This window comes from Sphingomonas yabuuchiae, from assembly GCF_001477495.1.
GTDB classification, from domain to species: domain Bacteria; phylum Pseudomonadota; class Alphaproteobacteria; order Sphingomonadales; family Sphingomonadaceae; genus Sphingomonas; species Sphingomonas yabuuchiae_A.
This window is the reverse complement of sequence record NZ_LDTF01000009.1, coordinates 84,331-110,286: the sequence shown is the minus strand read 5'-3', so window position 1 is coordinate 110,286 and position 25,956 is coordinate 84,331. Positions and strand designations below refer to the sequence as shown.

At 66.3% G+C, this 25,956-nt stretch carries 31 protein-coding genes and 1 riboswitch; of the genes, 13 read left to right on the top strand and 18 right to left on the bottom strand.

Annotated elements, in window-relative coordinates:
- Nucleotides 1-50: 50 nt before the first annotated feature.
- The gene (locus tag NS355_RS03635; protein WP_209445011.1) at nucleotides 51-1,037 is read right to left on the bottom strand and encodes an alpha/beta hydrolase; all 987 of its coding nucleotides are present in this window, start codon (nucleotides 1,035-1,037) and stop codon (nucleotides 51-53) included.
- A 168-nt stretch (nucleotides 1,038-1,205) separates the two neighbouring features.
- Nucleotides 1,206-1,490 (bottom strand): CsbD family protein, encoded by a 285-nt coding sequence (locus NS355_RS03630; RefSeq protein WP_058744432.1) that lies wholly within the window; start codon nucleotides 1,488-1,490, stop codon nucleotides 1,206-1,208.
- 177 nt (nucleotides 1,491-1,667) lie between these two features.
- On the opposite strand from NS355_RS03630, the gene recQ reads away from it, so the two are divergent.
- The 5 genes from recQ to NS355_RS03605 all read left to right on the top strand — a co-directional run bounded on the left by recQ (nucleotide 1,668) and on the right by NS355_RS03605 (nucleotide 6,406).
- Nucleotides 1,668-3,437 (top strand): DNA helicase RecQ, encoded by a 1,770-nt coding sequence (gene recQ, locus NS355_RS03625; RefSeq protein ID WP_058744431.1) that lies wholly within the window; start codon nucleotides 1,668-1,670, stop codon nucleotides 3,435-3,437.
- Nucleotides 3,438-3,448: 11 nt separating this feature from the next.
- On the top strand, nucleotides 3,449-3,961 hold the full coding sequence (locus tag NS355_RS03620) for a GNAT family N-acetyltransferase (protein WP_058744430.1): 513 nt from the start codon (nucleotides 3,449-3,451) through the stop codon (nucleotides 3,959-3,961).
- Nucleotides 3,962-4,329: 368 nt separating this feature from the next.
- Entirely contained in the window at nucleotides 4,330-5,163 is an 834-nt protein-coding gene (locus tag NS355_RS03615; RefSeq protein WP_244489543.1) for a sterol desaturase family protein, read from the top strand.
- On the top strand, nucleotides 5,129-5,449 hold the full coding sequence (locus tag NS355_RS03610; RefSeq protein WP_345938787.1) for a DUF2141 domain-containing protein: 321 nt from the start codon (nucleotides 5,129-5,131) through the stop codon (nucleotides 5,447-5,449). Before NS355_RS03615 ends, NS355_RS03610 begins: the two co-directional genes overlap by 35 nt.
- Before the next feature lie 72 nt (nucleotides 5,450-5,521).
- The gene (locus NS355_RS03605; protein ID WP_244489540.1) at nucleotides 5,522-6,406 is read left to right on the top strand and encodes a MipA/OmpV family protein; all 885 of its coding nucleotides are present in this window, start codon (nucleotides 5,522-5,524) and stop codon (nucleotides 6,404-6,406) included.
- A gap of 140 nt (nucleotides 6,407-6,546) precedes the next feature.
- Here NS355_RS03605 and NS355_RS03600 read toward each other — a convergent pair whose 3' ends face one another.
- Nucleotides 6,547-7,059 (bottom strand): hypothetical protein, encoded by a 513-nt coding sequence (locus NS355_RS03600; RefSeq protein WP_058744427.1) that lies wholly within the window; start codon nucleotides 7,057-7,059, stop codon nucleotides 6,547-6,549.
- A 64-nt stretch (nucleotides 7,060-7,123) separates the two neighbouring features.
- Between NS355_RS03600 and NS355_RS03595 the strand changes: the two genes are divergently transcribed.
- A complete protein-coding gene (locus tag NS355_RS03595; RefSeq protein WP_058744426.1) occupies nucleotides 7,124-7,561 on the top strand; it encodes a DUF1810 domain-containing protein in 438 nt (145 codons plus the stop codon).
- Nucleotides 7,562-7,600: 39 nt separating this feature from the next.
- Here NS355_RS03595 and NS355_RS03590 read toward each other — a convergent pair whose 3' ends face one another.
- Complete coding sequence (locus NS355_RS03590) at nucleotides 7,601-7,978, bottom strand: hypothetical protein (protein WP_058744425.1); 378 nt, start codon at nucleotides 7,976-7,978, stop codon at nucleotides 7,601-7,603.
- Nucleotides 7,979-8,088: 110 nt separating this feature from the next.
- On the opposite strand from NS355_RS03590, the gene ung reads away from it, so the two are divergent.
- From ung to NS355_RS03575, 3 genes are all read left to right on the top strand, one after another.
- On the top strand, nucleotides 8,089-8,784 hold the full coding sequence (gene ung / locus NS355_RS03585) for a uracil-DNA glycosylase (protein ID WP_058744424.1): 696 nt from the start codon (nucleotides 8,089-8,091) through the stop codon (nucleotides 8,782-8,784).
- A gap of 80 nt (nucleotides 8,785-8,864) precedes the next feature.
- Nucleotides 8,865-9,176 (top strand): alkylphosphonate utilization protein, encoded by a 312-nt coding sequence (locus NS355_RS03580; RefSeq protein WP_058744423.1) that lies wholly within the window; start codon nucleotides 8,865-8,867, stop codon nucleotides 9,174-9,176.
- 38 nt (nucleotides 9,177-9,214) lie between these two features.
- The gene (locus NS355_RS03575) at nucleotides 9,215-9,400 is read left to right on the top strand and encodes a type II toxin-antitoxin system Phd/YefM family antitoxin (protein ID WP_058744422.1); all 186 of its coding nucleotides are present in this window, start codon (nucleotides 9,215-9,217) and stop codon (nucleotides 9,398-9,400) included.
- Here NS355_RS03575 and NS355_RS03570 read toward each other — a convergent pair.
- The 10 genes from NS355_RS03570 to gluQRS all read right to left on the bottom strand — a co-directional run bounded on the left by NS355_RS03570 (nucleotide 9,397) and on the right by gluQRS (nucleotide 18,741).
- Nucleotides 9,397-9,711, bottom strand: a complete 315-nt coding sequence (locus NS355_RS03570; protein WP_153008027.1) for a hypothetical protein — start codon at nucleotides 9,709-9,711, stop codon at nucleotides 9,397-9,399. The genes NS355_RS03575 and NS355_RS03570 overlap by 4 nt on opposite strands.
- A 90-nt stretch (nucleotides 9,712-9,801) precedes the next feature.
- The gene (locus tag NS355_RS03565; RefSeq protein ID WP_058744420.1) at nucleotides 9,802-10,026 is read right to left on the bottom strand and encodes a hypothetical protein; all 225 of its coding nucleotides are present in this window, start codon (nucleotides 10,024-10,026) and stop codon (nucleotides 9,802-9,804) included.
- 376 nt (nucleotides 10,027-10,402) lie between these two features.
- The gene (gene thiC, locus NS355_RS03560; RefSeq protein WP_058744419.1) at nucleotides 10,403-12,250 is read right to left on the bottom strand and encodes a phosphomethylpyrimidine synthase ThiC; all 1,848 of its coding nucleotides are present in this window, start codon (nucleotides 12,248-12,250) and stop codon (nucleotides 10,403-10,405) included.
- A 48-nt stretch (nucleotides 12,251-12,298) separates the two neighbouring features.
- Nucleotides 12,299-12,389, bottom strand: a riboswitch (TPP riboswitch).
- 152 nt (nucleotides 12,390-12,541) lie between these two features.
- Nucleotides 12,542-13,576, bottom strand: a complete 1,035-nt coding sequence (locus tag NS355_RS03555; protein ID WP_058744418.1) for a ferritin-like domain-containing protein — start codon at nucleotides 13,574-13,576, stop codon at nucleotides 12,542-12,544.
- A gap of 34 nt (nucleotides 13,577-13,610) precedes the next feature.
- Nucleotides 13,611-14,591 carry a ferritin-like domain-containing protein gene (locus NS355_RS03550; protein ID WP_058744472.1) on the bottom strand — a complete coding sequence of 327 codons (981 nt, stop codon included), beginning with the start codon at nucleotides 14,589-14,591 and terminating at the stop codon, nucleotides 13,611-13,613.
- Nucleotides 14,592-14,791: 200 nt separating this feature from the next.
- Entirely contained in the window at nucleotides 14,792-15,769 is a 978-nt protein-coding gene (gene egtD, locus NS355_RS03545) for an L-histidine N(alpha)-methyltransferase (protein WP_058744417.1), read from the bottom strand.
- Between the two features lie 2 nt (nucleotides 15,770-15,771).
- The gene (gene egtB / locus NS355_RS03540; protein WP_058744416.1) at nucleotides 15,772-17,043 is read right to left on the bottom strand and encodes an ergothioneine biosynthesis protein EgtB; all 1,272 of its coding nucleotides are present in this window, start codon (nucleotides 17,041-17,043) and stop codon (nucleotides 15,772-15,774) included.
- A 39-nt stretch (nucleotides 17,044-17,082) separates the two neighbouring features.
- Nucleotides 17,083-17,646 (bottom strand): cob(I)yrinic acid a,c-diamide adenosyltransferase, encoded by a 564-nt coding sequence (locus tag NS355_RS03535; RefSeq protein ID WP_058744415.1) that lies wholly within the window; start codon nucleotides 17,644-17,646, stop codon nucleotides 17,083-17,085.
- Nucleotides 17,647-17,650: 4 nt separating this feature from the next.
- Nucleotides 17,651-17,878: a twin transmembrane helix small protein gene (locus NS355_RS03530; protein WP_056435854.1), complete on the bottom strand. Its 228-nt coding sequence runs from the start codon at nucleotides 17,876-17,878 to the stop codon at nucleotides 17,651-17,653.
- An 11-nt stretch (nucleotides 17,879-17,889) separates the two neighbouring features.
- The gene (gene gluQRS, locus NS355_RS03525) at nucleotides 17,890-18,741 is read right to left on the bottom strand and encodes a tRNA glutamyl-Q(34) synthetase GluQRS (protein WP_058744414.1); all 852 of its coding nucleotides are present in this window, start codon (nucleotides 18,739-18,741) and stop codon (nucleotides 17,890-17,892) included.
- A 95-nt stretch (nucleotides 18,742-18,836) separates the two neighbouring features.
- Between gluQRS and NS355_RS03520 the strand changes: the two genes are divergently transcribed.
- Nucleotides 18,837-19,403, top strand: coding sequence for an HNH endonuclease (locus NS355_RS03520; RefSeq protein ID WP_042485172.1), 567 nt, complete (start codon nucleotides 18,837-18,839; stop codon nucleotides 19,401-19,403).
- Nucleotides 19,404-19,420: 17 nt separating this feature from the next.
- A complete protein-coding gene (locus NS355_RS03515) occupies nucleotides 19,421-19,879 on the top strand; it encodes a hypothetical protein (protein WP_058744413.1) in 459 nt (152 codons plus the stop codon).
- 38 nt (nucleotides 19,880-19,917) lie between these two features.
- Here the strand turns inward: NS355_RS03515 and NS355_RS03510 are convergent, their stop codons facing one another.
- Nucleotides 19,918-20,493, bottom strand: a complete 576-nt coding sequence (locus NS355_RS03510; protein WP_058744412.1) for a hypothetical protein — start codon at nucleotides 20,491-20,493, stop codon at nucleotides 19,918-19,920.
- A 484-nt stretch (nucleotides 20,494-20,977) separates the two neighbouring features.
- Here NS355_RS03510 and ppc point away from each other — a divergent pair, with 484 nt between their 5' ends.
- A complete protein-coding gene (gene ppc, locus NS355_RS03505) occupies nucleotides 20,978-23,653 on the top strand; it encodes a phosphoenolpyruvate carboxylase (protein WP_058744411.1) in 2,676 nt (891 codons plus the stop codon).
- A gap of 5 nt (nucleotides 23,654-23,658) precedes the next feature.
- Entirely contained in the window at nucleotides 23,659-24,066 is a 408-nt protein-coding gene (locus NS355_RS03500) for an OsmC family protein (protein ID WP_058744410.1), read from the top strand.
- 135 nt (nucleotides 24,067-24,201) lie between these two features.
- On the opposite strand, the gene NS355_RS03495 is transcribed toward NS355_RS03500, so the two are convergent.
- From NS355_RS03495 to NS355_RS03485, 3 genes are all read right to left on the bottom strand, one after another.
- Nucleotides 24,202-24,558, bottom strand: a complete 357-nt coding sequence (locus NS355_RS03495; RefSeq protein ID WP_058744409.1) for a chorismate mutase — start codon at nucleotides 24,556-24,558, stop codon at nucleotides 24,202-24,204.
- A 227-nt stretch (nucleotides 24,559-24,785) separates the two neighbouring features.
- Nucleotides 24,786-25,433 carry an FMN-binding negative transcriptional regulator gene (locus tag NS355_RS03490; protein ID WP_058744408.1) on the bottom strand — a complete coding sequence of 216 codons (648 nt, stop codon included), beginning with the start codon at nucleotides 25,431-25,433 and terminating at the stop codon, nucleotides 24,786-24,788.
- Nucleotides 25,430-25,927, bottom strand: coding sequence for a methylated-DNA--[protein]-cysteine S-methyltransferase (locus NS355_RS03485; RefSeq protein WP_058744407.1), 498 nt, complete (start codon nucleotides 25,925-25,927; stop codon nucleotides 25,430-25,432). The genes NS355_RS03490 and NS355_RS03485 overlap by 4 nt, the downstream gene beginning before the upstream one ends.
- Nucleotides 25,928-25,956 lie beyond the last annotated feature (29 nt).

The window sequence follows — 25,956 nt, the reverse complement described above, 5'->3', positions numbered from 1 at the left end:
GGGCCAAAGCGCTAGGCCATGGGGCCGGACGGGGCAAGCGGGGTTGCGATTCACATGATGCCGATATCATGCAGCCATTGTCGGACCTGGCCGGGCCAGCGGGTCGTGATCGGATCGGCGGTCGGGCGCAGGCCGAAGGCATGGCCACCCTTGGCATAAACCCGCATATCGACGGGCACACCCGCATCGTTCAGCGCCAACGCATAGGCCAATGGCTGGCGGATATCGTCCGTTCGATCGTTCATCGCATGGAGGATCAGCGTCGGCGGTGCCTGGGGGCTGATCGTTACCCAAGGACGTAGCTCCAGGCTGTTGCGCCCCTTGCTGTCATCCAGCATTCGCGCGGTGTAGGCGATGATCGCGAAATCGGGCCGGGATGACAACCGATCGGCTGCGTCGGTGGCGGGATAGGTCCGCTCCGTCGTATTGCTCATATTCGCGACCAGATAGGCCCCCGCCGAAAAGCCAATCGCGCCAATCCGGTGTGGATCGATGCCATAGGTCGCCGCCTGCGCGCGCAGCAATCCCATCGCACGCTGCGCATCCTCCAGCGCCAAAAGCCGTTTCGGCCGCTGCTGCCGGCCTTTCACGATAGGCCAAGCCTGCGGCACCCGATATTTCAGCATGGCGCATGTCATGCCCTGTCGCACCGCCCAGCCACAGATTTCGGTGCCTTCCAAGTCCGTCGCCACCACCTCGAACCCGCCGCCGGGCAGGACGAGGATCGCGGCCCCACTATTATGATCCTTGGGCCGATAGACGGTCATGGTCGGGCGCGTGACATAGCTGGCCCAATGCCAGAGGCGACCGCCGACCATGCCGGTGCCGTTGCCGGTCGCCTCCGGCCGGCCGCCGCTATCGGGTTTGGCAAGCGGTATGCCCTCGGGCCAGAGGGGAATCTGCACCCCGCCATCGGCGGGCTGCCACCCGCCGACGCGTTCATGCTTGTCGAGGGGCGGCGGCTTTTGCCTCGTCTCAGCCGATGCCACTCCGGCGATGATCAGCCCGAGGGCGAGCAAAATTCCGGACCGCGACACGTCTGCCTCCTCCACGATGGCGTTGAGGGAGGAATGCTACGAGGGCAGGATATCGCCGACAAAGCATGATGGCTCGCGCCAGGCGCGAATTTATCTCATGCCGCCACGGCGCGCATGAAAAGGGCGGCGCCGACCAGCGGCACCGCCCCTTTCGCTGTACCGTTCGGCTTACTTGCCGCGCAGCGTGTTCAGCAGCGCGAGGCCCACGACGCCGCCCAGGGCCGCAGAGGCGAAGGGGCGATCCTTCACGAACTGGCGCGCCTGGTCGAGCAGCGGGCGGACCGTCTGGTCGACGCTGGTCTTGGCATCGCCGAACGCCTTCTGCGTCTTGCCGCTCAGCTGTTCGCCCTTGCCCTCGGCTTCCATCGACTCGTCGCCCAGCATGGCGCCCATGCCCTGCTTGACCTTGCCGCCGAAGTCGGTGGCCGCACCATTCATCGTGTCGGTGTTCATGGAACATCTCCTCTTTGGCTTTGGGATGATGGAGGGTCAAAATCCCGGGGCGCACGGAAGTTTCCTGGTATCTTTGCACTATCGCGATAAGGAAATCCGGCCTCGGCCCGTGCGACGACGCGCCGGAGGGTCCCACCACCCTTCCCCCGCCCCCATGGCATCGCTACATGCACGGCGATGGTCGCCGACCCCCTTGCCAAGCTCCACGAAGTTTTCGGGTACAACCAGTTCCGCGGCGTGCAGGAACAGGTGGTCGACCGTGTCCTCAACCGACAGCGCACGCTGGCGGTCATGCCGACAGGTGCGGGCAAGTCGCTCTGCTACCAGTTGCCCGCCGTGATGATGGACGGGTGCTGCGTCGTGGTCAGCCCGCTGATCGCGCTGATGCATGACCAGCTGCGTGCGGCCGAGGCGGTCGGCATCCGCGCCGCCACGCTGACCAGCGTCGACCAGAATCGCGGGGAGACAATGGCGCGCTTCCGCGACGGCCAGCTCGACCTGCTGTACGTGGCGCCGGAGCGCGCATCGTCGGGACATTTCCGCGAGCTGCTCGCCTCCGCGCCGCTCAGCCTGTTCGCGATCGACGAAGCGCACTGCGTCAGCGAATGGGGGCACGACTTCCGCCCCGACTATCGCCTGCTCGAACCGCTGATGGACGCCTTTCCCGAGGTGCCCCGGCTCGCGCTGACCGCGACCGCCGATGCGCATACCCGCGCCGACATCGCCAAGCAGCTGGGTATTCCCGCCGAGGGGATGATCGTCTCGGGCTTCGACCGGCCTAATATTCGCTATGCGATCAGCCCCAAGGCGAATGTGAACTTGCAGATCGCGCGGGTGGTCGCCGACACGCCCGGCCCCGGCATCGTCTATGCCCAGACGCGCGCGGCGACCGAGAAGCTGGCCGAGGCGCTGGCGCGGACCGGCCGCCCGGTACGTGCCTATCATGCTGGGCTGGACCCGGCGGTGCGCGCGAAGAACCAGGCCGATTTCGTGGCCTCCGAAGACATGGTGATCTGCGCCACCGTCGCCTTCGGCATGGGCATCGACAAGCCGGATGTCCGCTTCGTCGCCCATGCGGGCCTGCCGAAGTCGATCGAGGCCTATTACCAGGAGACGGGGCGCGCAGGGAGAGACGGCGATCCGTCGGTCGCGCATCTCTTCTGGGGCGCGGACGACTTCGCCCGTGCGCGGCAGCGCATGGCCGAGGTCGAGCCGGAGCGGCAGGCGGGCGAGCGCGCGCGTCTGTCGGCGCTGGGCGCATTAGTCGAGACGGGCGGATGCCGCCGCCGCATCCTGCTACGCCATTTCGGCGAGGAACTGGCGGAGGACTGCGGCAATTGCGACAATTGCCTCGGCAGCCCCGATGCGGTCGATGCGACCACGACCGCGCAGAAATTCCTGTCGGCGGTGTTCCGCACCGGCCAAATGTTCGGCGCGGGCTATATCGAGCAGGTGCTGACCGGCCAGTCGACCGAGCGCAGCCTGATGAACGGGCATGAGGCGCTGTCGGTCTGGAACATCGTGTCGGGCGATGAGGTGGCGCTGCTGAAGCCCGTCCACCGCGCGCTGCTGCTGCGCGATGCGTTGCGCACCAATCACCATGGCGGGCTGGAGTTCGGCCCCGCCGCACGCGCGCTGATCAAGGGCGAGGCGCGGCTGTCGCTGGTCGTACCGCCCAAGCGCGAGAAGAAGGGCCGCCGCGCCGCGCCCGTCGCCGCCAATCCGGCGGACAATCCGCTGTTCGAGGCGCTGCGCGCCAAGCGCCGCGAGCTGGCGCAGGAGGCGGGGGTCCCGCCCTATGTCATCTTCCACGACTCGGTGCTGCGCGACATGGCGGCGCAGCGGCCGACCGGCCGCGCGGCGCTGTCGCTGCTGTCCGGCATCGGCGCGCGCAAGCTGGATGCTTATGGCGAGGCGTTTCTGGCGGTGATCCGCGACGCGGGCTAAGCTCTCGGGCCATGAGCGCCCCGATCCTGACCACCGACCGCCTGACCCTGCGCGGCCATCATCCCGACAATCTCGATGCCCTGGCGGCGATGTGGGCCGATCCGGCGGTTTACGGCATGATCGGCGGCAAGCCTCGCGCTCGCGAAGATGTCTGGATTCGGATGTTGCGGTCGGTCGGGTGCTGGACCGTGTTCGGCTATGGTGCCTGGGTGGTGTGCGACCGGACGACCGGGCAGGTGCTGGGCGATATGGGCCTGCTGGAATCGCGGCGCGAGATCACCCCGGAACTGACGGTGCCGGAGGCGGGGTGGACGCTGATCCCGGCAGCGCAGGGCAAGGGCTATGCGGGCGAGGCGATGCGCGCGATACTCGGCTGGGCGGAGGCGCAAGGGATCGGGCGGACCTGCTGCATCATCGATCCGGGCAATAGCGCGTCGATCCGGCTGGCAGAAAAGCTGGGGTACGGCGCGCCGGTCGAGGGGATCTATCATGAGCGGCCGATCCGGATTTTCCACCGGGGGTGATCCGCCCCTTGCCCAGCCTCCGTTCGCACTGAGCGAAGTCGAAGTGCACGGGATGCGCTCGCCGATAGTGTGAGGCGTAGGCTTCGACTTCGCTCAGTGCGAACGGATGTGGGGTTCGCGCGGACATGCGGAGACGCGGAGACGCGGAGGTGTCACGTCCGGCCGACAGGCCGCTCCTCCATCATCAACGATGCGGCAGGGGCAGCGGGCGAAGGAATGGCCGACGCCGACCCCAGACCCAACCCCTCTGCGTCTCCGCGCCTCCGCGCGAACAAAAGCCCGCGCACCGGACGTTCGCGGTTCAAGCCCCGCCCCCGATAGGGTACAAGGCCCCCGTGACGCTTGCCCTGATCCTGTCCGCCATCGCCATGACGCTGATCGTCGGTGTCCGCTATCTGCTCGCCTCGGGGGCATTCGCGCTGGCGACCAAGGCGCGGCATCCGAACCTCTATGCCGGGCTCGATCCGCAGATCCGGCGGGAAATCTGGTGGAGCCTCGCCTCCGCCGCGATCTACGGCGTGCCGGCCGGGATCGTCGCCTGGGGCTGGCAGAATCGCGGCTGGACGCAAATCTATGCCGACGTCCAAGCCTGGCCGCTCTGGTACTGGCCGGTCTCGGTGCTGCTCTATCTGATCGCGCACGACACTTGGTTCTACTGGACGCATCGCTGGATGCACCGGCCCGCCGTCTTCAAGGCCGCGCACGCCGTCCACCACGCCAGCCGACCGCCGACCGCCTGGGCCGCCATGGCCTTTCATCCGATCGAAGCGGTGACGGGCGCTGTGGTAATTCCGCTACTTGTGTTTCTGATTCCGATTCACATCGGCGCACTCGGCTTGGTGCTGACCATCATGACCGTTATGGGCGTGACCAACCACATGGGTTGGGAGATCTTTCCGCGATTCCTGTGGCAGGGGCACCTGGGGGGGTGGCTCATCACGGCAAGCCATCATCAACGGCATCATGAGCAATATGGGTGCAATTATGGACTCTATTTCCGGTTCTGGGATCGATTGTGCGGCACGGACCGGGGGCTCGGGGATTTCGGGCGCGCCCATGCGCAGGCCGCGCGCCGCGCTTCTGGTGCTGGCCGCCCTGCCGCTGATCAGCGCCGCGCCGGTCAGCCGACTGGACATCGGGATCGACCAGCTCCGCTCGGCCAAGGGCATGATCCGGCTGTGCCTGACCGCCGACCCGGATAACTTCCCGCAATGCGTCGACGATGCCCGCGCGCTGACCCGTTCGGTTCCCGCCGGGCAGCGGGGCATCCATCTCGACGGCCTGCCGCACGGCAATTACGCCGCGGCCGTCATCCATGACGAGAACAACAACGCCAAGCTCGACACGCTGGCGGGCATCCCGCGCGAGGGCTTCGGCTTTTCGCGCAATCCGGTGATCCGGTTCGGCCCGCCGCGCTTTGCCGCGGCGCGGTTCATGCTCGATTCTGTTGCCGAAACACAACAGATCAAAATGCGGTACATCTTCTGACACAATCCGCCGGAGCGAAATCGTTACCGTAGCGTTGCATTTCGGATAACCGAATTCAGGGAGTTTTCCGTCTTGCGCCTATTTTCGCGCGTTTCCGCCCCGCTAATCGCCATGGGTGCGCTGTCCCTGTCGGTCCCCGCTTTTGCGCAGGATTCCACAATATCCAGCAACCCCGCCGCCGCCGAGATGGCTGGCCAGCTGGGCAAGAACACCGTCACCGTAGGCCTGGGCGCGGCTTACCTGCCGCGCTACGAAGGGTCGAAGGACTATTCCTTCTCCCCCGCGCCCGCCGCGCTCGCCTATATCGACGGGCACACCATCACCTATATCGGCAACCGCATCTCGGTCGACCTGATCGGCGACAAGACCAATCGCGACTGGGATATCCAGGCCGGGCCGATCGGCGTCGTCAATCTCGACCGCACCACCACGTCGGGGATCGGCAACCGGCAGGTGGCCGCGCTGGGCAAGATCGGCGCGGCGGTCGAGCTGGGCGGCTATGTCGGCATCGGCAAGATCGGCGTCGTCACCAGCCCCTATGACCGGCTCTCCGTCTCGGTCAGCTATCGCCATGACGTGACCGGCGTGCACGACAGCGGCATCTGGCAGCCTTCGGTCAACTATTTCACGCCGCTGTCGACCAAGGCGGCGGTCGGCCTGTTCGCCACCGCCGAGCATGCCGGGCGCGGCTATGCCCGCCGCTATTTCTCGATCACGCCGGACCAGAGCGCGGCGAGCGGCCTGCCCGTCTATAATGCGCGCGCCGGTTGGAAGGACTGGTCGGTCGGCGGCCTCGCCACCTATTCGATCACCGGCAATTTGCTGAAGGGATGGAAGATCGTGGGCGGCCTGACCTATGGCCGCGAGCTCGGCAATTTCGCCGACAGCCCGATCGTGTCGCAGGTCGGCTCGCGCAGCCAGTGGCTGAGCGCGCTGGGCGTGGCGTACACGTTCTAAACCTCGATCCTCCCCGGCACGGGGAGGTGGCAGGCCGCCAGGCCTGACGTAGGGGGGGCTTCGGCACGGGACGTCCTTGGCGGAGATCCCCCTCCACCACCGCTTCGCGGTGGTCCCCCTCCCCGTGCCGGGGAGGATTTTCACTCCTGCGGGCATTCCCCCGGCTGGGTCACCGGCGCGCCGCCCATATACCATTGGCTGCGGTCGCCCATCGTCTCGCGGTCGTGGTAGCACACCCGCGCCTTGGACGATTTCAGGTCGATCTGGACCGTCCAGTTGTTGTCGGCGCAGTCATGCGGGGTACAGCCATGCGCGGCGATCCCCTGTTCCCCCTGGCGGAAGATCGGCACCGTCACTGCGCCGCGCGACATGATCCGCTGGACCAGCTTCTGGTCGCCGACCGCATCGTGCAGCGCGCTCGCCACCTCGGTCCGGTCGAAGAAGCTGACCCCATCGACCGCATCGCCGGGATAGTGTCCGATATAGCTGGTCAGCGGATTGACCTGCGCCACGCCCGCCATCGGGGTGGGCCGTGCCGTGCCCGGCGGGGTGAAGTTGCCTGGGGCGACATCCGAGTCGGTATCCCCACCCTGCCCGCCGCACGCCGACAGCGCGAGCAGAGCCAAGGGGGCAAGGATGGCGAAACGGCGCATGTCTCTCTCCTGACGAATCTCTTATCGGCGGGAACGCTTCGGGGCTGCGGCCGGTTGCCCCTTCATGTCATCCCCGCCGTCCCATGATGCCGCGCTGGTCCGCTTTGTCGAGGCCCAGGCGACCAGTTTTGCCACCGCGCTGGCCGAACTGCGATCCGGCCGGAAGCAAAGCCATTGGATGTGGTATGTCTTCCCACAGATCGCCGGGCTGGGCCGCAGCCCGACGGCGATATTCTATGCCATCGCCGATGCCGGGGAAGCGCGGGCCTATCTGGCGCATCCATTGCTCGGTCCACGCCTGATTGACGCGGTGGCCGCCGCGATCGCTGCGCCGGGTTCGGCCGAGGCGATCTTCGGCACGGTCGATGCGATGAAGCTGCGCTCGTCGCTGACCCTGTTCGCCGCCGTCGCCGATGATCCGACGCCGTTCCGCAAGGGGCTGGAGCGTTTCTTCGACGGGCGGGAAGACCCTGCGACTCGGGCGAGGCTCGACCATCCCTGACGGTAGTGGCCGAGCCTCCATCGGCTCACTTGCCCTGATTCACTTGATCGTGACGGGGCCGGGGCCGGTGACGCTGGCCGACTGGTCGGCGGTCAGCACGATCGTCCACTGGGTCGTGCCGTCGCATACCGCGTTCCAGGTCGGGTTGCCGTTGGTGGCGGCGGCTTCCTTCATCGCGGTGACCGACTGGCAGCTGGCGCCGCTGGGTCCGGCATCGCGGATCGCGCGGAACAGGACGCCGCGACGCTGGCCCTCGGGCAGCGCCCGGATCTTCGCCCCGAGCGTGTCGGCGGTCATCTCGGTACCGTTGGTGGTGACGGCCGCCGCGCTGTTATCGGCCGTCTCGGTCTTGGAGCCGCACGCCGCCAGCGGCAGCGCGGCGGCCATCACGGCCAGGAGAATCGTGGAACGCTGCATGATCCAGTTCCTTTCCTATCGGCGGCCGCAGGAGGGCGACCGTATCGCCTGCATAACGATCATCGGCGACGCCGGTTGCGCGTATCCGTCGCGAACGGCAAGACACATTCATGAGCGACGTTCGATTGCACGAAAGCTGGCTGTCGGTGCTGCGGCCCGAATTCGACGAACCCTATATGAAGGCGCTGAAGACCTTTCTGGCCGAGGAGCGCGAGGGCGGGCAGCGTGTCTTCCCCCGCCCGTCCGAGTGGTTCCGCGCGCTCGACCTGACGCCGCTCGATCAGGTGCGCGTCGTCATCCTGGGGCAGGACCCCTATCATGGCGAGGGGCAGGCGCATGGCCTGGCCTTCTCGGTCCAGCCCGGCGTCCGGCCGCCGCCCAGCCTAGTCAATATCTATAAGGAGATGGCGACCGACCTCGGCATCGCGCCGCCCTCCCACGGCCTGCTCGACCACTGGGCACGGCAGGGAGTGTTGCTGCTCAACTCGGTGCTGACCGTGCGCATGGGCCAGGCCGCCTCGCACCAGGGGCGCGGCTGGGAGCGGTTCACCGACGCCGTGATCCGCGCCGTCGCCGCCAAGGCCGAGCCGGTCGTCTTCATCCTGTGGGGTGCCTATGCCCAGAAAAAGGCCGGGTTCGTACGTGAGATGGGCGCGGGGCGGCACTGCGTCCTGACCTCGGTCCACCCCTCGCCCTTGTCGGCGCGGGGCGGCTTTTTCGGGTCGAAGCCCTTTTCCAAGGCCAATGACTTTCTGGTCGAGCATGGCCAACAGCCGATCGACTGGGCGCTGCCGCCCCTTTCCTGATCTGTAATCACACTGGCATCATTTGGCGTACGAGCGCATAGCGCCCGCCATTCCACCGATCAGGACAAGGATTTCGGGCGATGGCCGACGACGACTATGTGTATGACGAAGCGACCGGCGAATGGATCAGCGCAGCCGACGCCGCCGCCAGGGGCGGAGCGACCAACGACGATGACGCGGTCGTGGTGCGGGACTCGGTCGGCAATGTGCTGAACGACGGGGATCAGGTGACGCTGATCAAGGACCTGACCGTCAAGGGCGCAGGCCAGACACTGAAGCGCGGCACTCTCATCAAGTCGATCCGCCTGACCGGCGACGCGCAGGAAATCGACTGCAAGTTCGACGGGATCAAGGGCTTGGTCCTGCGCGCGGAGTTTGTGCGGAAGCGGTAAGGGTTGACGTTCGGGAAGCAGTAGGAGAGCTTCGGCTCATGCAAGCCGTCTCCTACGCCGAAGCGTCCGAAAATCTGGAGGCGATGATCGACAAGGTCGTCGCCGACCGCGCGCCATTGGCGATCACGCTTGAGCGTGGCGAAGGCGCGGTGCTGGTGTCGGCCAGCGAATGGGCAGCGATCAAAAAGACGATTTCCAGCCCCCGCTTGGCGCGCGTCGCTTAAGTCGACTCTGGTGGATTCCGAAATGGCAAGCGTTTCGGAAGTGCGCTGATGATCGAGGAGGCGCGCCCCGTGGCAATATTCCGCACGTCCGCCGCCCGATCCGCAATCGTCCGCGTAATATCACCCAGCCGTCGGCCGAACGTCGCAGCCGCGTCTCCTACCATACGCTTGAGTTCCGCAAGATTTTCCTTGGATAGTAGAGCCTTGATGGTGTCGACGGCAAAGTCGGCCACCGCCTTGATAAGTTGCCGTCCAGCGGCAAAGGCGTCTGCCACCGTGTCGAGAACCTTGGCGCGTTCGTCTTCGCTCAAGGCATTCCAACCATAATGAATCGCACCGATGGCAGCGCACGTCATCATGACGGGGTTGGCAAGAGAAGCGGTCCCTGCAACCGGCATCGCTCAGGCACCCAGGAGTGTCCTTCCCAGACCGATCAGCATCAGGCCATTATCGGAGCCTACACCGAAGCCAATCTGAACTGCTTCCAAGACATGTCCGCACCGGCTCAACAGCGCGTTGTCTAGCCCCTTGAGGGTTTCGATATGGCTTGAGACGAAGCTGGAGGCATCGGAAAACCCGTAAACCTGCGCAAGAGCCGTCACCCCCGCCGTCGCTACTTGAAGCATTGTCCCCCCTGCCCTGTAGTCTCAAGCTACACGCAAACGCAGGGCCACATCCACCAGTTATCTGCAAATTTTCTTAGTATTGGATCATTGGTGTGCCAGATTGAGCGAAGGAACAGGACGGATCGACATTCCTCCCCTGGCAGGGGAGGTGGCAGGCCGTCAGGCCTGACGGAGGGGTGTCGCCCTATCGATAGTAGGACACTCCTCCGCTTGAATGTCGACTGGACCTAGCCACGGACGCAAAGCCTAGACAGCGACCATTCCGCCAATCTTTTGAGAACGCGAAATTCTCGTGCTGGGCGTCGCCTTCGACTTCGGTCAGGCTGAACGGAGGTGGGAATTTGAGGCCGCACCCTGCTAGTGCGGCCCGCTTTCATCACTCCGCTGGAAGGTAAACCTCCCCGCCCTTCTCGCGGAATTTCTCGCTCATTTCCTGCATCCCCGCCTCGGCATCCTCGGCCGCGACGAAGGTTTCGACCGGCGCGTTCTGCTTGGCCGCGAATTCCCGAACCTCCTGCGTGATTTTCATCGAGCAGAATTTCGGACCGCACATCGAACAGAAATGGGCGGTCTTGGCGCCTTCCGCCGGGAGCGTCTGGTCGTGGTAGGATTCCGCCGTGTCGGGATCGAGCGACAGGTTGAACTGGTCGCGCCAGCGGAATTCGAACCGCGCCCGTGACAGTGCGTCGTCGCGCATCTTGGCGGCGGGGTGTCCCTTGGCGAGGTCGGCGGCGTGGGCGGCGAGCTTATAGGTCACCACGCCGACCTTCACGTCGTCGCGGTCGGGCAGGCCCAGATGCTCCTTGGGCGTGACGTAGCAGAGCATCGCCGTGCCGTACCAGCCGATCATCGCGGCACCGATGCCACTGGTGATATGGTCGTATCCCGGCGCGATATCGGTCGTTAGCGGCCCGAGCGTGTAGAAGGGCGCCTCGCCGCACGCCTCCAGCTGCTTGTCCATATTCTGCTTGATCTTGTGCATCGGCACATGGCCGGGGCCTTCGATCATCACCTGCACGTCCTGCGCCCAGGCGCGCTTGGTCAGCTCGCCCAGCGTGTAGAGCTCGGCGAACTGCGCTTCGTCATTGGCGTCGGCGATGGCACCGGGACGCAGGCCGTCGCCCAGCGAATAGGCGATGTCGTACGCCTTCATGATCTCGGTGATCTCGTCGAAGCGTTCGTAGAGGAACGACTCCTTGTGATGCGCCAGGCACCATTTCGCCATGATCGAGCCGCCGCGCGACACGATGCCGGTCACCCGCTTGGCGGTCAGCGGGATATAGGGCAGGCGCACGCCCGCATGGATGGTGAAATAGTCGACGCCCTGCTCAGCCTGTTCAATCAGCGTGTCGCGGAAGATTTCCCAAGTCAGTTCCTCGGCGATGCCGCCGACCTTTTCCAGCGCCTGATAGATAGGCACCGTGCCGATCGGCACCGGCGAGTTGCGGATGATCCACTCGCGCGTGTCGTGGATGTTGCGCCCCGTCGACAGGTCCATGACCGTGTCCGCGCCCCAGCGGATCGACCAGACCAGCTTGTCGACTTCGGAGGCGACGTTGGAGGCGACCGCCGAATTGCCGATATTGGCGTTGATCTTGACCAGGAAGTTGCGGCCGATCGCCATCGGCTCGGATTCGGGGTGGTTGATGTTGTTGGGGATGATCGCCCGGCCGCGCGCCACTTCGTCGCGGACGAATTCGGGCGTGACGTAATCGGGGATGCTCGCACCGAAGCTCTCGCCGTCGCGGACATACTCCTTCAGCATCTCGCGGCCCAGATTTTCGCGGGTCGCGACATATTCCATCTCGGGCGTGATGATGCCGCGCCGCGCATAGTGCATCTGGCTGACGTTCATGCCGGGCTTGGCCCGCAGCGGACGGTTCAGCCCGGTGCGCGGGAATTGCGGCACGCCGCCGGACCGGTCGGGGCCGAGCTGGCCGTTGTCCTCGGGGCGGATCTCGCGACCGTCATAGGCCTCGACATCGCCGCGTCCCTCGATCCAGTTGCGACGGATCTGCGGCAGGCCCGCCATGATGTCGATGCGGGCATTCGGGTCGGTATAGGCGCCGCTGGTGTCGTACACGCGCAGCGGCGGCTCGCCCGAGGAGGGGTCGAGATGAATTTCGCGCATCGCGACGTTCAGCGGGCCGACGTGAATCTTCTTCGAGCCACGAATGGGGCCGGTGGTCACGCCGATTTCGGCCTTTGCGGGGATATCTGCCATAGTTGTCCACTCCATGCGGAGGAAACGGACCATGAGAGATGGGGCCGCTCCCTCCCTACGCCGGTGTCAGCCGGATCAGGTTCAGCGGGTCGGGGGCTCTTGCCCCCCTCTCAAGCGCAGGCCAGCGCTCCCCCGGGGATGGACCCGTCATAAGCGAGTTCGCGGCGGATAAGAAGCGGTTTTGCGTGAACGTGGATCAGCCCCGTGATGCATACAAAATGCCCCGACCGGCCAGGGGACTAGCGACCGATCGGGGCATACGGCCCTTGGAGGGGACCTTGGGAGGGGGTTTTAGCCGCTGGCTGCGCTGGTGCGGACAGTGCCGTTCAGGCCGCTGGGGAAGAAGCCGCCGCCGTTCACCGCCGCCTTGTTGAGGTACACGACATTCAGCACTTGGCCGGGCGTGCGGACAAAGGCGATGGCGTTGGAATCGGCGGGAACCAGGTTCGCCACCTGCGCGCCGTTCACCGTCGCCACCAGGCCCTGGTCGAGATCGGTCGAGCCGTCCAGGCTGTCACGCGCGTCCGAGATCTTGCCCGCATTGGTGATCAGCGACGCGGTGCTCAGTCCCTTGCGGTACAGCGTCGTGCGGACCAGACCGGCGTGATAGGCCTCGGCCGCGTGGATGCCCGCCGCCGCCTCGACAAAGGTCTTGTTGGTCAGCAGGGTGACGCCGCCCATATAGGCGGTGACGCCGACATCTTCGAACAGGAACGCGCCGAGCAGGAAATTCTCGTCCGAGGCGTAAGGGTCGAAGGTCGATCCGCTGCTGATGACGCCCGCCGCGACCGCCGCCGCCGTGAACGCGCCGTTGGCGTCGCCCGACAGGTTGATCGCGGGCTGCGCCACCGCCGCACTGCCCAGCGCCGTGCGCAGGAAGGTGACATGGGCGATCTCGTCATAGGCGATCTCGCGCGCATATTGCGCCACGATCGGGTCCTTGAACTGGACCTGACGCGGCTGGCCCGCACCATTGGTGGCGCTGGTGTTGATCGCGACCGAGCCTTGCGAGCCCATGCCGCCGAGCAGCGACGAGGACAGGCCCGCACCGAAGGCGGCGTAGCTGTAGAATTGCGCTTCCAGATATTCGAGCTGGAGCGCGAAGTTCAGCACATCGGCATCCGTCACCGAGCCGGTCGGGGTGGTGGTGGGCGTCGGCGTGGGCACGACGATGACGTTGTCGCCATTGTCACCGCAGGCGCCCAGCATCGCCAGGCCGCCGACGGCGCCAGCCCCGGCGGCCATACGCATGAAACGGCGACGATCGGACCGGCGCTTGGCGGAGGCTTCTTCGATAACCTCGAGAATGCAGCGTTCTTCGCTCATGATTCAAATCCTCTCCAGAGGAGGAAAAAGGGGATCAGTTCGCCACGCTCGCGCGCAGATTGCCGTTGACGCCGGCCGGGAAGAACCCGCCCAGCGTGGCGGCCGCCTTGTTCAGGTACACGATGTTGAGCACCTGACCGGGCGAGCGACTGAACGCGATGCCGTTCGTGTCGAGCGGCACGATGTTGGACACCAGCTGTCCGTTGACCATCGTCTGGGCGATCCCCTGGTCGAGGTCGCTCGAACCGTCCAGGCTGTCGCGCGCGTCCGAAATCTTGCCTGCCGCGGTGATGAGCGACGATTCCGGATTGGGGTCGGCATAGCCACGGGCATAAAGCGTCGTGCGCACGATCGCGGCGTGATAGGCCTCGACCGCCAGAATGCCTGCGGCGGCCTGCAGGAAGGTCTTGTTGCTGATCAGGGGCGAAGCGCCCTTATAGGCGGTCACGCCGACATCCTCGAAGATGTACGCTCCCAGCAGGAAGGCGGTGGGCGAGCTGTACGGGTTGAAGGTGCCGCTGGTGATCACGCCCGCGGCCAGCGCCGCCGCCGTGAACGGACCATTGGCATCGCCCGAGATGTTGATCGCGGGTTGCGCGACCGCCGCACTGCCCAGCGCGGTGCGCAGGAAGGCGACATGGGCCGCCTCGTCCGCCGCGATCTCGCGGGCATATTGCCCGACAAGCGCGTCGTCGGCGCTGCCGGTCGCGAAATTGACCTGCTGGCCGCCGGTCACGGCACCCTGGGTGCCGGTGCCGGTCAACTGGCTGGAGGCCAGGCCGGTGCCGTTGGCAGCGAAGGCATAGAACTGCGCCTCAAGATATTCGAGGTTCAACGCAAAGTTCAGGATGTCGGTGTCGGTGATCGTCGACTGGGCCCCGGCCTTGCCCGCCAGGGAAAAGGCGGTCACGCCGGCGGCTGCCGCGCCCATCGCCGTCTTGAAGAATTCGCGCCGCATATTGCGGCGCTCGACCCGTGCATCGAACGCGTCGAGCAGTTGTGCGCTTTCCGTCATCATGCTCCTCCCGATCAGGAACCAGCGGCCATCTCTTCTGTTATAGCGTAACGATCAGAAGTACGTGCCGTGGAGATCGCGCCAAGGCCTACCGGGGGGCAGGGTCTTAGCCGAACCAGAAGTCAAAACGTCGATCCCGACAAAAAGACGCACGAACCTAACAAAAATCAGATTTTCATCGGGCTTTCACGACAAAAGGTTCATGGCGCAAGCCGAGCCGACTGCGCCTCGGCCAGATAGACCGAAAACAGCTGGTCCGGATCCGTCCAGTCCATCACCGGAGTCCAGCCCCCCGCCCGCAGCAGGATCTTGGCATCGCGCGGGCCATATTTATGGCTGTTCTCGGTATGGATCGTCTCGCCCGCCGCCATGGCGAAGGGGCGGCCTTCGATGGTGAAGTCGACATCCTGCTGCGCCGCCAGATGCATCTCGATCCGCGAGCGGTCGTCGTTCCAGATCGCACGGTGGCGGAAGGCGTCGACCGGGATGGTGCCGTCCAGCTCGCGGTTGATCCGGTCGAGCAGGTTGCGGTTGAACGCCGCCGTCACGCCCTGCGCATCGTCATAGGCGGGGACCAGCACCTCGCTGGGCTTGGTCCGGTCCATGCCGATCAGCAGCATCGCGCCTTCGCCCAGCGAGCCCCGCATCGCGCGCAGCAGGTCGGTCGCCATGGCGGGCGTCATGTTGCCGATGGTCGAGCCGGGGAAGAATCCCAGTTTGGGGGCATCCGCCACCATCGCGGGCAGCGTCAGCGGGCGCATGAAATCGCCCTCCAGCGGATGGATGGGCAGGTCGGGAAATGCCTGTTGCAGCCCGCGCGCGGATTCGCGCAGGAAGTCGCCCGAAATGTCGATCGGCACATAGGCCGAAGGTTCGACACAGCGCAGCAGGACCGGCGTCTTGGTCGAGGAGCCCGAGCCGAACTCGACCACCGCGCGCCCCTTGCCGACATGCGCGGCTAGATCAGGGCACATGGTCTTCAGGATCGTCGTCTCGGTCCGCGTCGGGTAATATTCCGGCAGGTCGGTGATCGCCTCGAACAGCTCGGACCCCTTGCGGTCGTAGAACCAGCGCGCCGGGATGGCGCGCGGACGACGCTCCAGTCCGGCGAGGACGTCGGCGCGAAAGGCAGGGTCGGCCAGCGACATCTGGCCGTCCTCGATCTCGGGCTTCAGCATGATTACAGATCCTTTGCCAAACGGACGCCGGTGAACTGCCAGCGCTGATGGGGATAGAAGAAGTTGCGGTAACAGGCGCGGGCATGGCCCCGCGGCGTCGCGCAGCTGCCGCCGCGCAGGACGAACTGCCCGTTCATGAACTTGCCATTATATTCGCCGACCGCGCCCTCGACAGGGTGGAAGCCGGGATAGGGGCGATAGGCGCTGCCGGTCCATTCCCAGACATCGCCGAACAAGGCCGGGCCGCCCGCCGAGGGACGCGGCTCGATCGCGCCCGCACGGTCCAGCTGGTTGCCGCCCGATGCGTCCTGCGACGCGGCGGCCGCCTCCCACTCGAATTCGGTCGGCAGGCGCGCCCCCGCCCAGGTGGCGAAGGCGTCCGCCTCGTAGAAGCTGACATGGGTGACCGGTGCGGCCGGATCGATCGGACGCCGCCCGTCGAGCCCGAACCGGGTCCAGCCGCCATCGCGCTGCTCCCAATAGAGCGGCGCGGCGATCCCCTCGCCTTTCACCCAGGCCCAGCCATCGGACAGCCAGAGCCGTGCATCATGATAGCCGCCATCGTCGATGAACTGCATCCATTCGGCATTGGTGACGGTGCGGTCGGCGATGGCATGGCGTTGCAGCAGCGCCTGATGGCGCGGCCCTTCACAATCGAAGGCGAAGCCCTGTCCGTCATGGCCGACCTCGACGATCCCGGCCTTGCCCTCGATCCAGCCGATGGGGCCGGGCATGGCGACGGGGGCCTTGGGCTCGGGCGAGTAGAGCGCGGGTTCGAGCGGATTTTCGGAAAAGAGGTGCAGGATGTCGGTGACGAACAATTCCTGATGCTGCTCCTCGTGGTGACAGCCCAGCGCCACCAGTTCGAGCGCCTCGGCGGGCAAGTCGGGCAGCGCCGCCAGCAGGGCGTCATCGACATGGGCCCGATAGGCACGCACTTCGTCCAGCGTCGGCCGGGTGATCATCCCCCGGCGGTGGCGGGCGTGACGCTTTCCCTCCGCCTCATAATAGCTGTTGAAGAGAAAGGGGAAACGCGGGTCGTGCAGGCCGTAATCCGGCACATGGTCGCGCAGCACGAAGGTTTCGAAGAACCAGGTGGTATGCGCCATATGCCATTTGGCGGGCGAGGCGTCCGGCATCGACTGGACGGTCGCATCGGTGTCGGAGAGCGGCTCGGCCAGCGCCAGCGTCAGCCCGCGTACCGCCCGGTATCGGGATGCTAGTCCATCGGCGAAATTAGAGGCCGCCGCAGAGGACGGGACGAGGGTCGGCATTGGGCGCTCCCCGGGATCATGGAGACGCCGGTCGGCCCCTTACCGTACCATGCGCGCCCCTCCTGGAACCCAAAGAACGTCCGATGCGCCGCTTTGGTTCATCGTGCGCGCGGCAACAAAAAGCCAATCGGACAATCGGTTGAGATAGGCGAGCGCGGGCGGGTTGATCGCTTCCTGCTCGGCCAGCGCGACGGCGGCGCGCTCGGCCCGCCGGGCGATGGCGCGCGCCAGATGCAGATGTGCGGACGCCGCGCTGCCGCCGGGCAGGATGAAGCTGGTCAGCGGCGACAGCGACGCGTTCATCGCATCGATCTCCGCCTCCAGCCGCGCGACCTGTTCCGGGACGATGCGCAGCGCCCCCTCGATCTTGTCGGGCGTGGCGAGATCTGCGCCCAGATCGAACAAATCGTTCTGGATCGTCGTCAACCGTTCGGCGAGCGGCCCCTCGACCGACAGCAGGGCCACGCCGATCGCGCTGTTCGCCTCGTCCACCTCGCCGATCGCGACCATGCGCGGCTCCGCCTTGGAGCGGCGCGATCCGTCGACCAGCCCGGTCGTGCCCTCGTCGCCGGTGCGGGTATAGATTTTCGTCAGCTTGACCAAGGGATCAGGTCCGGCCCGCCATGAACAGCAGCAGCACGACCACGGTGATCGCCAGCGCCTGGAAGAAGATGCGCTGCTGCATCATCCGGTTGGACTTGAGCTGCGAGGCGGTCGGCCCCTCGCCCTTGGCTTCGGCCGTCGCCTCCTGAAGAAAGGTGATGATGCCGCGCACCAGCGCGACCAGGGTGGCGAGCATCGCCGCGATCAGCAGGATCACGAGAAAAGTGGTCATGGCGCGGGAGCTTACGCCTCCCCCAGCCGAAATCCAGCGGGAAGCATATTGCGGCGCAGCGCATCGGCCAGGGCACGGCCATCCTCGCCCGCCTCGCGCATCACCGCCAGGGCAGGCGCGCCGTGCCGCTTGGCCAGACGCTGGCCGTCCACGCCGACGATCAGCGGGTGGTGATGATAGAGCGGCGTCGGCAGGTCTAGCAGCGCCTGGAGCAGTCGGTGGACATGGGTGGCGTCGAACAGATCCAACCCGCGCACCACGTCGGTCACGCCCTGCGCCGCATCATCGACCGTCACCGCCAGATGATAGCTGGCGGGGGCATCCTTGCGCGCCAGGATCACGTCGCCATGGGAAAGCGGGTCGGCGGCGACCTCCCCCGCATGCTCGTCATGCCAAGTCAGCGGCCCGGCCCTTTCCACGGCGCGCGCCATGTCGAGCCGCCAGCTATGCGGCTCCCCCATCCGCGCGGCGCGCGTCTCGGGTGACAGATGGCGGCACGTCCCCGGATAGAGCGGCGTCGCGCCGTGCGGCGCGGAGAGACTGGCGGCGATCTCGGCGCGGGTGCAGAAACAGGGATAGAGCAGGTCCGACAGCCGTGCCTGCGCCGCCGCATAAAGGTCGAGCCGCTCCGACTGGAAGGACAGCTCGTCCCATTCCAGCCCCAGCCATGCCAGATCGCGCAATATCGCATCGACATGCTCGGGCCGGCTGCGCGTGCCGTCGATATCCTCGATCCGCAGCAGGAAACGCCCGCCCCCCGCACGCGCCAGATCGAATGCACGCACCGCCGACAGCGCATGGCCCAGATGCAGCCGCCCGGTCGGGCTGGGCGCGAAACGCGCAGTGCGCGGCGCTCCGTTCATCGCCCACCCCCTTGACCGCGATTCCAATCCCATGCTGTCATAGCCATGTCACGCGCCTGCGCGAAGAGCGTCGGCGTACATCGATGGGAGGAGCTGTGTTTCATCCCGACTTGATCCGACACCCGGACAGTTGTCCGGCGCTCGTACTGAATGCGGACTATACGCCGCTGTCCTATTATCCGCTGTCGGTCTGGCCCTGGCAGACTGCGGTGAAGGCCGTCTTCCTCGACCGGGTGGATATCGTCGCCCATTATGAGCGCGAGGTGCGCAGCCCGACCGCCAAGGTCAAGCTGCCCTCGGTCATCGCGCTCAAGCAATTCGTGAAGCCGTCGCAATTCCCGGCCTTCACCCGCTTCAACCTGTTCCTGCGCGACCGCTTCTCCTGCCAATATTGCGGATCGCATCGCGACCTAACCTTCGACCATGTCATCCCGCGCGCGCAAGGCGGCCGCACCACCTGGGAAAATGTCGTCACCGCCTGCGCGCCCTGTAACCTGAAGAAGGGCGGCCGCACCCCGCGCCAGGCGGCGATGCCGCTGCATATCGAGCCGATCCGCCCGACAAACTGGCATTTACAGGAACATGGCCGCAGCTTCCCGCCCAATTATCTGCATGAAACATGGCACGACTGGCTCTATTGGGACGTTGAGCTGGAAGCGTAACGAAGCGGGAGTGTCGAATGCGTGGATGGGCAAAGGGCCTGATCAGCCTGGGATTGATGGCACTGGCCGCCACCACCGCCGCCTGTGGCAAGAAGGCGGAGAACCGTGCAGAGGCCGACCGCGCTGCCGCCAAGGCGGGCTTCGTGCCGCCCTCCGTCACCAGCCGCATCGACTTCGGCAGCATGATGGCGCGCCGCTTCCGCGAACTGGACCGCGACGGCAACGACATCATCACCGCCGATGAAATGCCCACGACCAATTCGCGCCTGTGGGAGCTGGATCGCAACAAGGACGGCGAGATCACCGAGAGTGAGTTCTTCGAAGGGATGCTTGCGCGGTTCGACCGGATGGACCTGAACCGCGACGGCACCGTCACCTCGGAGGAGCGCGAAGCGTCGCGGACAGAGCGGCCTGCTACGCCCAGCAATCCGGTCGCGACCGGTGCCGGGGCGACCGCGCCGGGGAACGCGAACTAAGGCGACCCGGCTGTCGTCCGCCGGCCACCTGAGACCGGTCACGTAATCCAGGTCGGTGCCGAATAGGCTTCATGCCACCGGCCCCTGGCATCGCGAACCAGCGTTGTCGCCCAGCCTCCGCCGCCGTGGAGCCCGGTCGATCCGAACGTCACGACCGCGTGATGACCCGAGGCGTCGACGGCCGCCAGTGCGATGCTGATGAACGTCACTTTGCCGTCCTGTCGCCGGAGCACCCGATCGACCGCATCGGCACCATGGGCGACATGATGCCGATCCAGGAAGCGGCGGATCGACGGGCATCGATGGACCGCGCTAAACCACAGATTTCGAAGGCGATGGGTCCGCGTGATGGCTGGACCTGACGGCACCGGCAAATGATGCGCCTTGGCATAGGGCGTGGGCGACCATTGATAGTTGCCGGGTTCGAAATCCCGCTCGTCGGCCTCTGTCCATTCGCTATAAATGACCGGATCACCCCGCATGGCGACCTGGGACCGGATCAGCGCGAACGACGCTTCGCAGGCGGCCTGGGTCGGCACGATCCGCTTGCGGGATGCCTCATCTCGCACCGGATCGGCGACGAGAGCCAACGCCAGGACAAGAAGGCCGATCATCGTCGCGCTCCACCATCGGCCATTCGGCCCGCTTTATGACACAAGGCGGGAACGAAGATCACAATCTGCCAGGCGATCCATAAGCCGAACCACCCCCATAACGGGGCGGGGGTCGCGGCCATCGCCCGCGCCACGCGCCGTGACGATCTCGTGCGGACACAGGCCAGCGGATAGAGGATGGCCAACGGAACCGACAATGCCGATGCGCCGCCCCTGCCATGTCTTGCTCCCGCCAGCCCGAAGGCCAGCGCCTGGGCCAAAAGCCAGAAGCCAATACCTGCGGCGACACCCATCCCGATTCTCAAATGACGCGTGCCCCCTTTGTCCAATGCTGCGGGACGGATGTAGCCCGACAGCCCCGTTCTTCGCCAGCCAACTCAAACCACCACGTAATATCATCGCAAAATTCGGCCTCGATATTATACCAAAATTACCCGGCACAATCGGTTGACGCCTACCCTATTGCGTTGCAGCAATAGCGCCCATGACGACTTTGCCTCCGATCGCCAACAATGCCGATATCCGCTTCCTGGGCGCGCAGCTCGGCGATGTGATCCGCCGTTATGGCGGTGACGCGCTGTTCGAGGCGACCGAGGCGATCCGCCGCGCCTCGGTCGATCGCTATCGTGGGCTGGGGGAGGACGGTTCGGTCGATCTCCAGCTGGAACGCCTCGCGCTCGACGAGACGCTCGATTTCGTGCGCGGGTTCATGCTGTTCTCAATGCTCGCCAACCTGGCCGAGGACCGGCAGGGTATCGCGCGCGAGCCGGGCACCGACATTGCCGAGGTGCTGGCGACGCTGTCCCAACAGGGGATCGACCGCGACGCTGCGATGGAATTGCTGGCGCAGGCGCTGGTCGTGCCCGTCCTGACCGCGCACCCGACCGAGGTGCGGCGCAAGAGCATGATCGACCACCGCAACCGCATCGCCGAACTGCTGGCGATGCGCGACGCGGGCCGGGCGGTGACCCCCGATGGCGACGATGTCGAGGCGGCGATCGGTCGCCAGATCGCACTCCTGTGGCAGACGCGCGTGCTGCGCCGCGAACGGCTCTACGTCACCGACGAGGTGGAGACGGCGCTGTCCTATCTGCGCGATGTGTTCCTGCCCGTCCTGCCCGCCTTGTACCAGCGCTGGGACAAGGCGTTCGGCGCGCGCGTGCCCGCCTTCCTTCGCCCCGGCTCTTGGATCGGCGGCGACCGCGACGGCAATCCCTTCGTCACCGCCGAGTCGCTGACCACCGCGCTCGCGCAGGCGGCGGACGCGGTACTGACCCATTATTGCGAGGGCGTCCACGCGCTGGGCGCAGAACTGTCCATCTCGACCGGTCATGCGCAGGTCGACGAGGCGGTGCTGGCGCTCGCCGATGCCAGCGGCGACGAGGCGCTCAGCCGCTCCGACGAACCCTATCGTCGTGCGCTGTCGGGTATTTATGCGCGGCTTTCGGCCACGCATCAGACGCTGACCGGCAAGACCCCACCGCGCCCCGGCCGCCTGACCGGCGCGCCCTATCCCGACCCCAAGAGCTTACGCACCGATCTGGTCGCGATCGCCCGCGGCCTCGCGGCACAGGGCGACGGTGCGCTGGCGGGTGGTGGGGCGCTGGGCCGTCTGATCCGCGCGGTCGAGACGTTCGGCTTCCACCTCGCCACGCTCGACCTGCGGCAGAATTCGGCGGTGCATGAACGCGTCGTCGCCGAGCTGCTGAAGGTCGCCGGGGTCGAGGCGGATTACTTGGCACTGGACGAGGATGCGCGCGTGGCGCTGCTCCGCCGCGAACTGGCCAATGCCCGGCCGCTGTTCAGCCATTATGCCGAGTATTCGGACGAGACCCGCTCCGAACTGGCGATCGTCCAGGCCGCCGCCGATGCGCACGCCAAATATGGCCCGAAGTGCATCACCAACTATATCGTCTCGATGGGCAAGTCGGTGTCCGACCTGCTCGAAATCAACCTGATGCTGAAGGAATTCGGCCTTTACCGCCCCGGCGAGCCCGCCACTGCCGCGATCATGGCGGTGCCGCTGTTCGAGACGATCGAGGATCTGGAGGCAGGGCCGGAGATCATGCGCGCCTATTTTGCGCTGCCGGAGATCGCCGCGATCGTCCGGGCGCGGGGCCATCAGGAAGTGATGATCGGCTATTCGGATTCGAACAAGGATGGCGGTTACCTCACCTCCACCTGGTCGCTGTCCAAGGCGTCGAGCGCGTTCTGCCCGGTCTTCGACGAACTCGGCGTCAGGATGCAGCTGTTCCACGGACGCGGCGGCGCGGTCGGGCGCGGCGGCGGCAGCGCCTTTGCCGCGATCCGCGCCCAGCCGCACGGCACGGTCCAGGGCCGCATCCGCATCACCGAACAGGGCGAGGTGATCGCCGGCAAATACGGCACCCGCGATTCGGCGCTAACCAATCTGGAGGCCATGGCATCGGCGACGCTGCTCGCCAGCCTCGAGCCCGACCGGCTGTCGGCGGCGGACACCGCGCGCTTCACCGCGGCGATGGAGGCGCTGTCGGCCACCGCCTTCACCACCTATCGCGGGCTGGTCTATGGTACCGAGGGCTTCCGCACCTTCTTCCGCCAGATGACCCCGATCGCCGAGATTGCGGGCCTGAAGATCGGCAGTCGCCCGGCCAGCCGCAAGAAATCCGACGCGATCGAGGATCTGCGCGCCATTCCCTGGGTGTTCAGCTGGGCGCAAGCGCGGGTGATGCTGCCTGGCTGGTACGGCGTCGGCACGGCCATCGCGAATTTCGAGGACAAGGCGCTGCTCGCCGAGATGGCGAAGCACTGGCCCTTCTTCGCCGCCACGCTGGCGAATATGGAGATGGTGCTCGCCAAGTCGGACATCGGCATCGCGCGGCGCTATGCCGGGCTGGTCGAGGACGAGGGCCTTCGCGACGCGATCTTCGGGCGAATCCATGACGGCTGGCACCGCGCGCGCGACGGCCTGCTGACCGTCACCGGCCAGACGCGTCTGCTGTCCGACAATCCGGCGCTGGAGGCATCGATCCGCCTGCGCCTGCCCTATATCGAGCCGCTGAACCTGCTGCAGATCGAGTTGATGAAGCGCCACCGCGCGGGCGAGGACGATCCGCGCATCGGCGAGGGCATATTGCTGTCGATCAACGGCATCGCGACAGCCCTGCGCAACAGCGGGTAAGCGCGGTGGCGGATTTCGTCGTTCATTACGAAGGTGGCCTGCGCTGTCATGTCGCCCATCCCGACAATGGCGCGGTGCTGGTCATGGATGCATCGCCAGAACTGGGCGGCCTTGGCGAGAATTTCTCGGCCAGCGACCTGCTGTCGGTATCGCTGGGCGGGTGCGTCCTGAGCATCATGGCGATGGCAGGCCGTGTCGCCAGGCTGGAAATGGCGGGTGCGACCGCGACCGTCACCAAGGAAATGGGGAATGCGCCGCGTCGGATCACGACGCTGGGCGTGACGGTGCGGGTGCCGGGGCAGTACGATGCGGCGCAGCGCAAAAGGCTGGAAGCGGCGGCGGCGGCCTGCCCGGTCCATGCCGTGCTGGGCATCGACGCGCCGATCATGATCCTGTGGGATGACATGAACTAAAATCCTCCCCGGTACGGGGAGGTGGCAGGCCACAGGCCTGACGGAGGGGGGCTTCCATAGAGGCTGCGCCTCGCCGCACGCCCCCTCCACCATGCTACGCATGGTCCCCCTCCCCGTATCGGGGAGGATGATGTCCTACTGCCGCTTCTGCCGCGCTTCCTCCGCCGTGAACCCCTCGACCATCGTGCGGAAGGTCGCCTCGGCCACGTCGGGGCTGATACCCGCCTCTACCGCCTTGGCCCGGATGCGCGCCAAGATCTGGCGAATCCGCGCATCGTCCCGCACCGTAGCGGCGGAGGTCTTGAAGCGCCCGGCCTGCGCCACATAGCGCGACCGCTCGGCCATTAGACGCAGAATCTGGTCGTCGATCCGGTCGATATTGGTGCGCACCTCGCCCAGAGTCCGGCAGCAGGGCGTGGCAGCCATCTCTGCCGAGGCAGGCGCGGACAGCAGGATGGCGAACAGCGCGGAGCAAGCGGGCAACAGACGCATCCGGAATCTCCGACACGGGACCGATATCTGGTCCGGTACGGCCGCATTTTTCCCGCCGCCAGTGACATCGCCGTCACGGTGACATCCTCCCCGGTACGGGGAGGTGGCAGGGCGAAGCCCTGACGGTGGGGGGCTTCCTCCTGAGACACACCTTGCGGCGATCCCCCTCCACCATGCTGCGCATGGTCCCCCTCCCCGTTCCGGGGAGGATCGAATTGTCGATCAACCTACCCTGTTCGGTCGCGCTCGGCCTGTTGCATCACGGCCGCCATCGCTCTGTCCCCCGCCGCGTCCGATGCCGCCAGCCCGGCGATCACGCCGCGCCGGTTGGGTTCGGGGTGGTGCTGGGCGATCTTCCACACCCCCTCCAGCCGGGCAACGCACAGGGTCAGGCCGACGATGCCGCGCTGCAAGCCTTGGATGAAATCTGCAGGCGCATCGTCGATCGACCAGGGTTCGACCTGCCCCGCTTCCTTCGCCTCCGTCAGGCGCGCCAGATGGGCCGCCAGCCATTCGGGATCGCGCGTGACCGACAGGACCCCATGCGCCTGCACCACCACGTAATTCCAGGTCGGCACGACCTTCCCATGCTCGCGCTTGGCGGGATACCAGCCGGGATGGACATAAGCGTGCGGCCCCTGGAAGATCGCCAGCGCCGTCGTACCGCCCTCGGCCAGCCGCCAGACCGGATTGGCGAGCGCCACATGCCCTTCCAGCATCAGCGCCTCGCCATCACGCGTTGCGATCATCGGCAACGACACCGCCTCGGGCACGCCGTCCCGCGCGACGACCAGCGAGGCGAGGCCGATCACCGCCACCGCGTCCAGCAGCACGTCTTCGCGGGTCTCGGCGAAGGCGCGCGGCGGATAGCTCATGCGAGCGCCCGCTGCCGTTCGCCGCGTTCGTGCGCCAGCAGCCACTGCTTCACCGCCAGCCCGCCCGCAAAGCCGGTCAGAGTGCCGTTCGCACCGATGACACGGTGGCAGGGCGTGACGATCGACAGCGGGTTGCGCCCGTTCGCCGCTCCGACCGCACGCGATGCGCCGGGCCGTCCGATCGCAATGGCGAGCGCGGCGTAGCTACGCGTCTCGCCATAGGGAATGGTGCCCAGGCCGGTCCACACCGCCTTCTGGAAATCGGTGCCGACAGGGTCGAGCGGTAGGTTGAACACGCGGCGCTGCCCATCGAAATATTGCGACAGCTGACGCACCGCCTCCGCCAGCACCGCATGCGCAGGATCGTCGCGGCGGTCGGGCAGCGTCACCCGCCCTTCCCGCTCCTCGGCCCACAGGATCGCGCGCAGGCCCTGCTCGCTCGCGACGAGGATCAGTTCGCCCACCGGCGAGGCCATGGTGCATTCGCTCAACATGGGTGCGATCCTAGCGCAGGAACGCACGC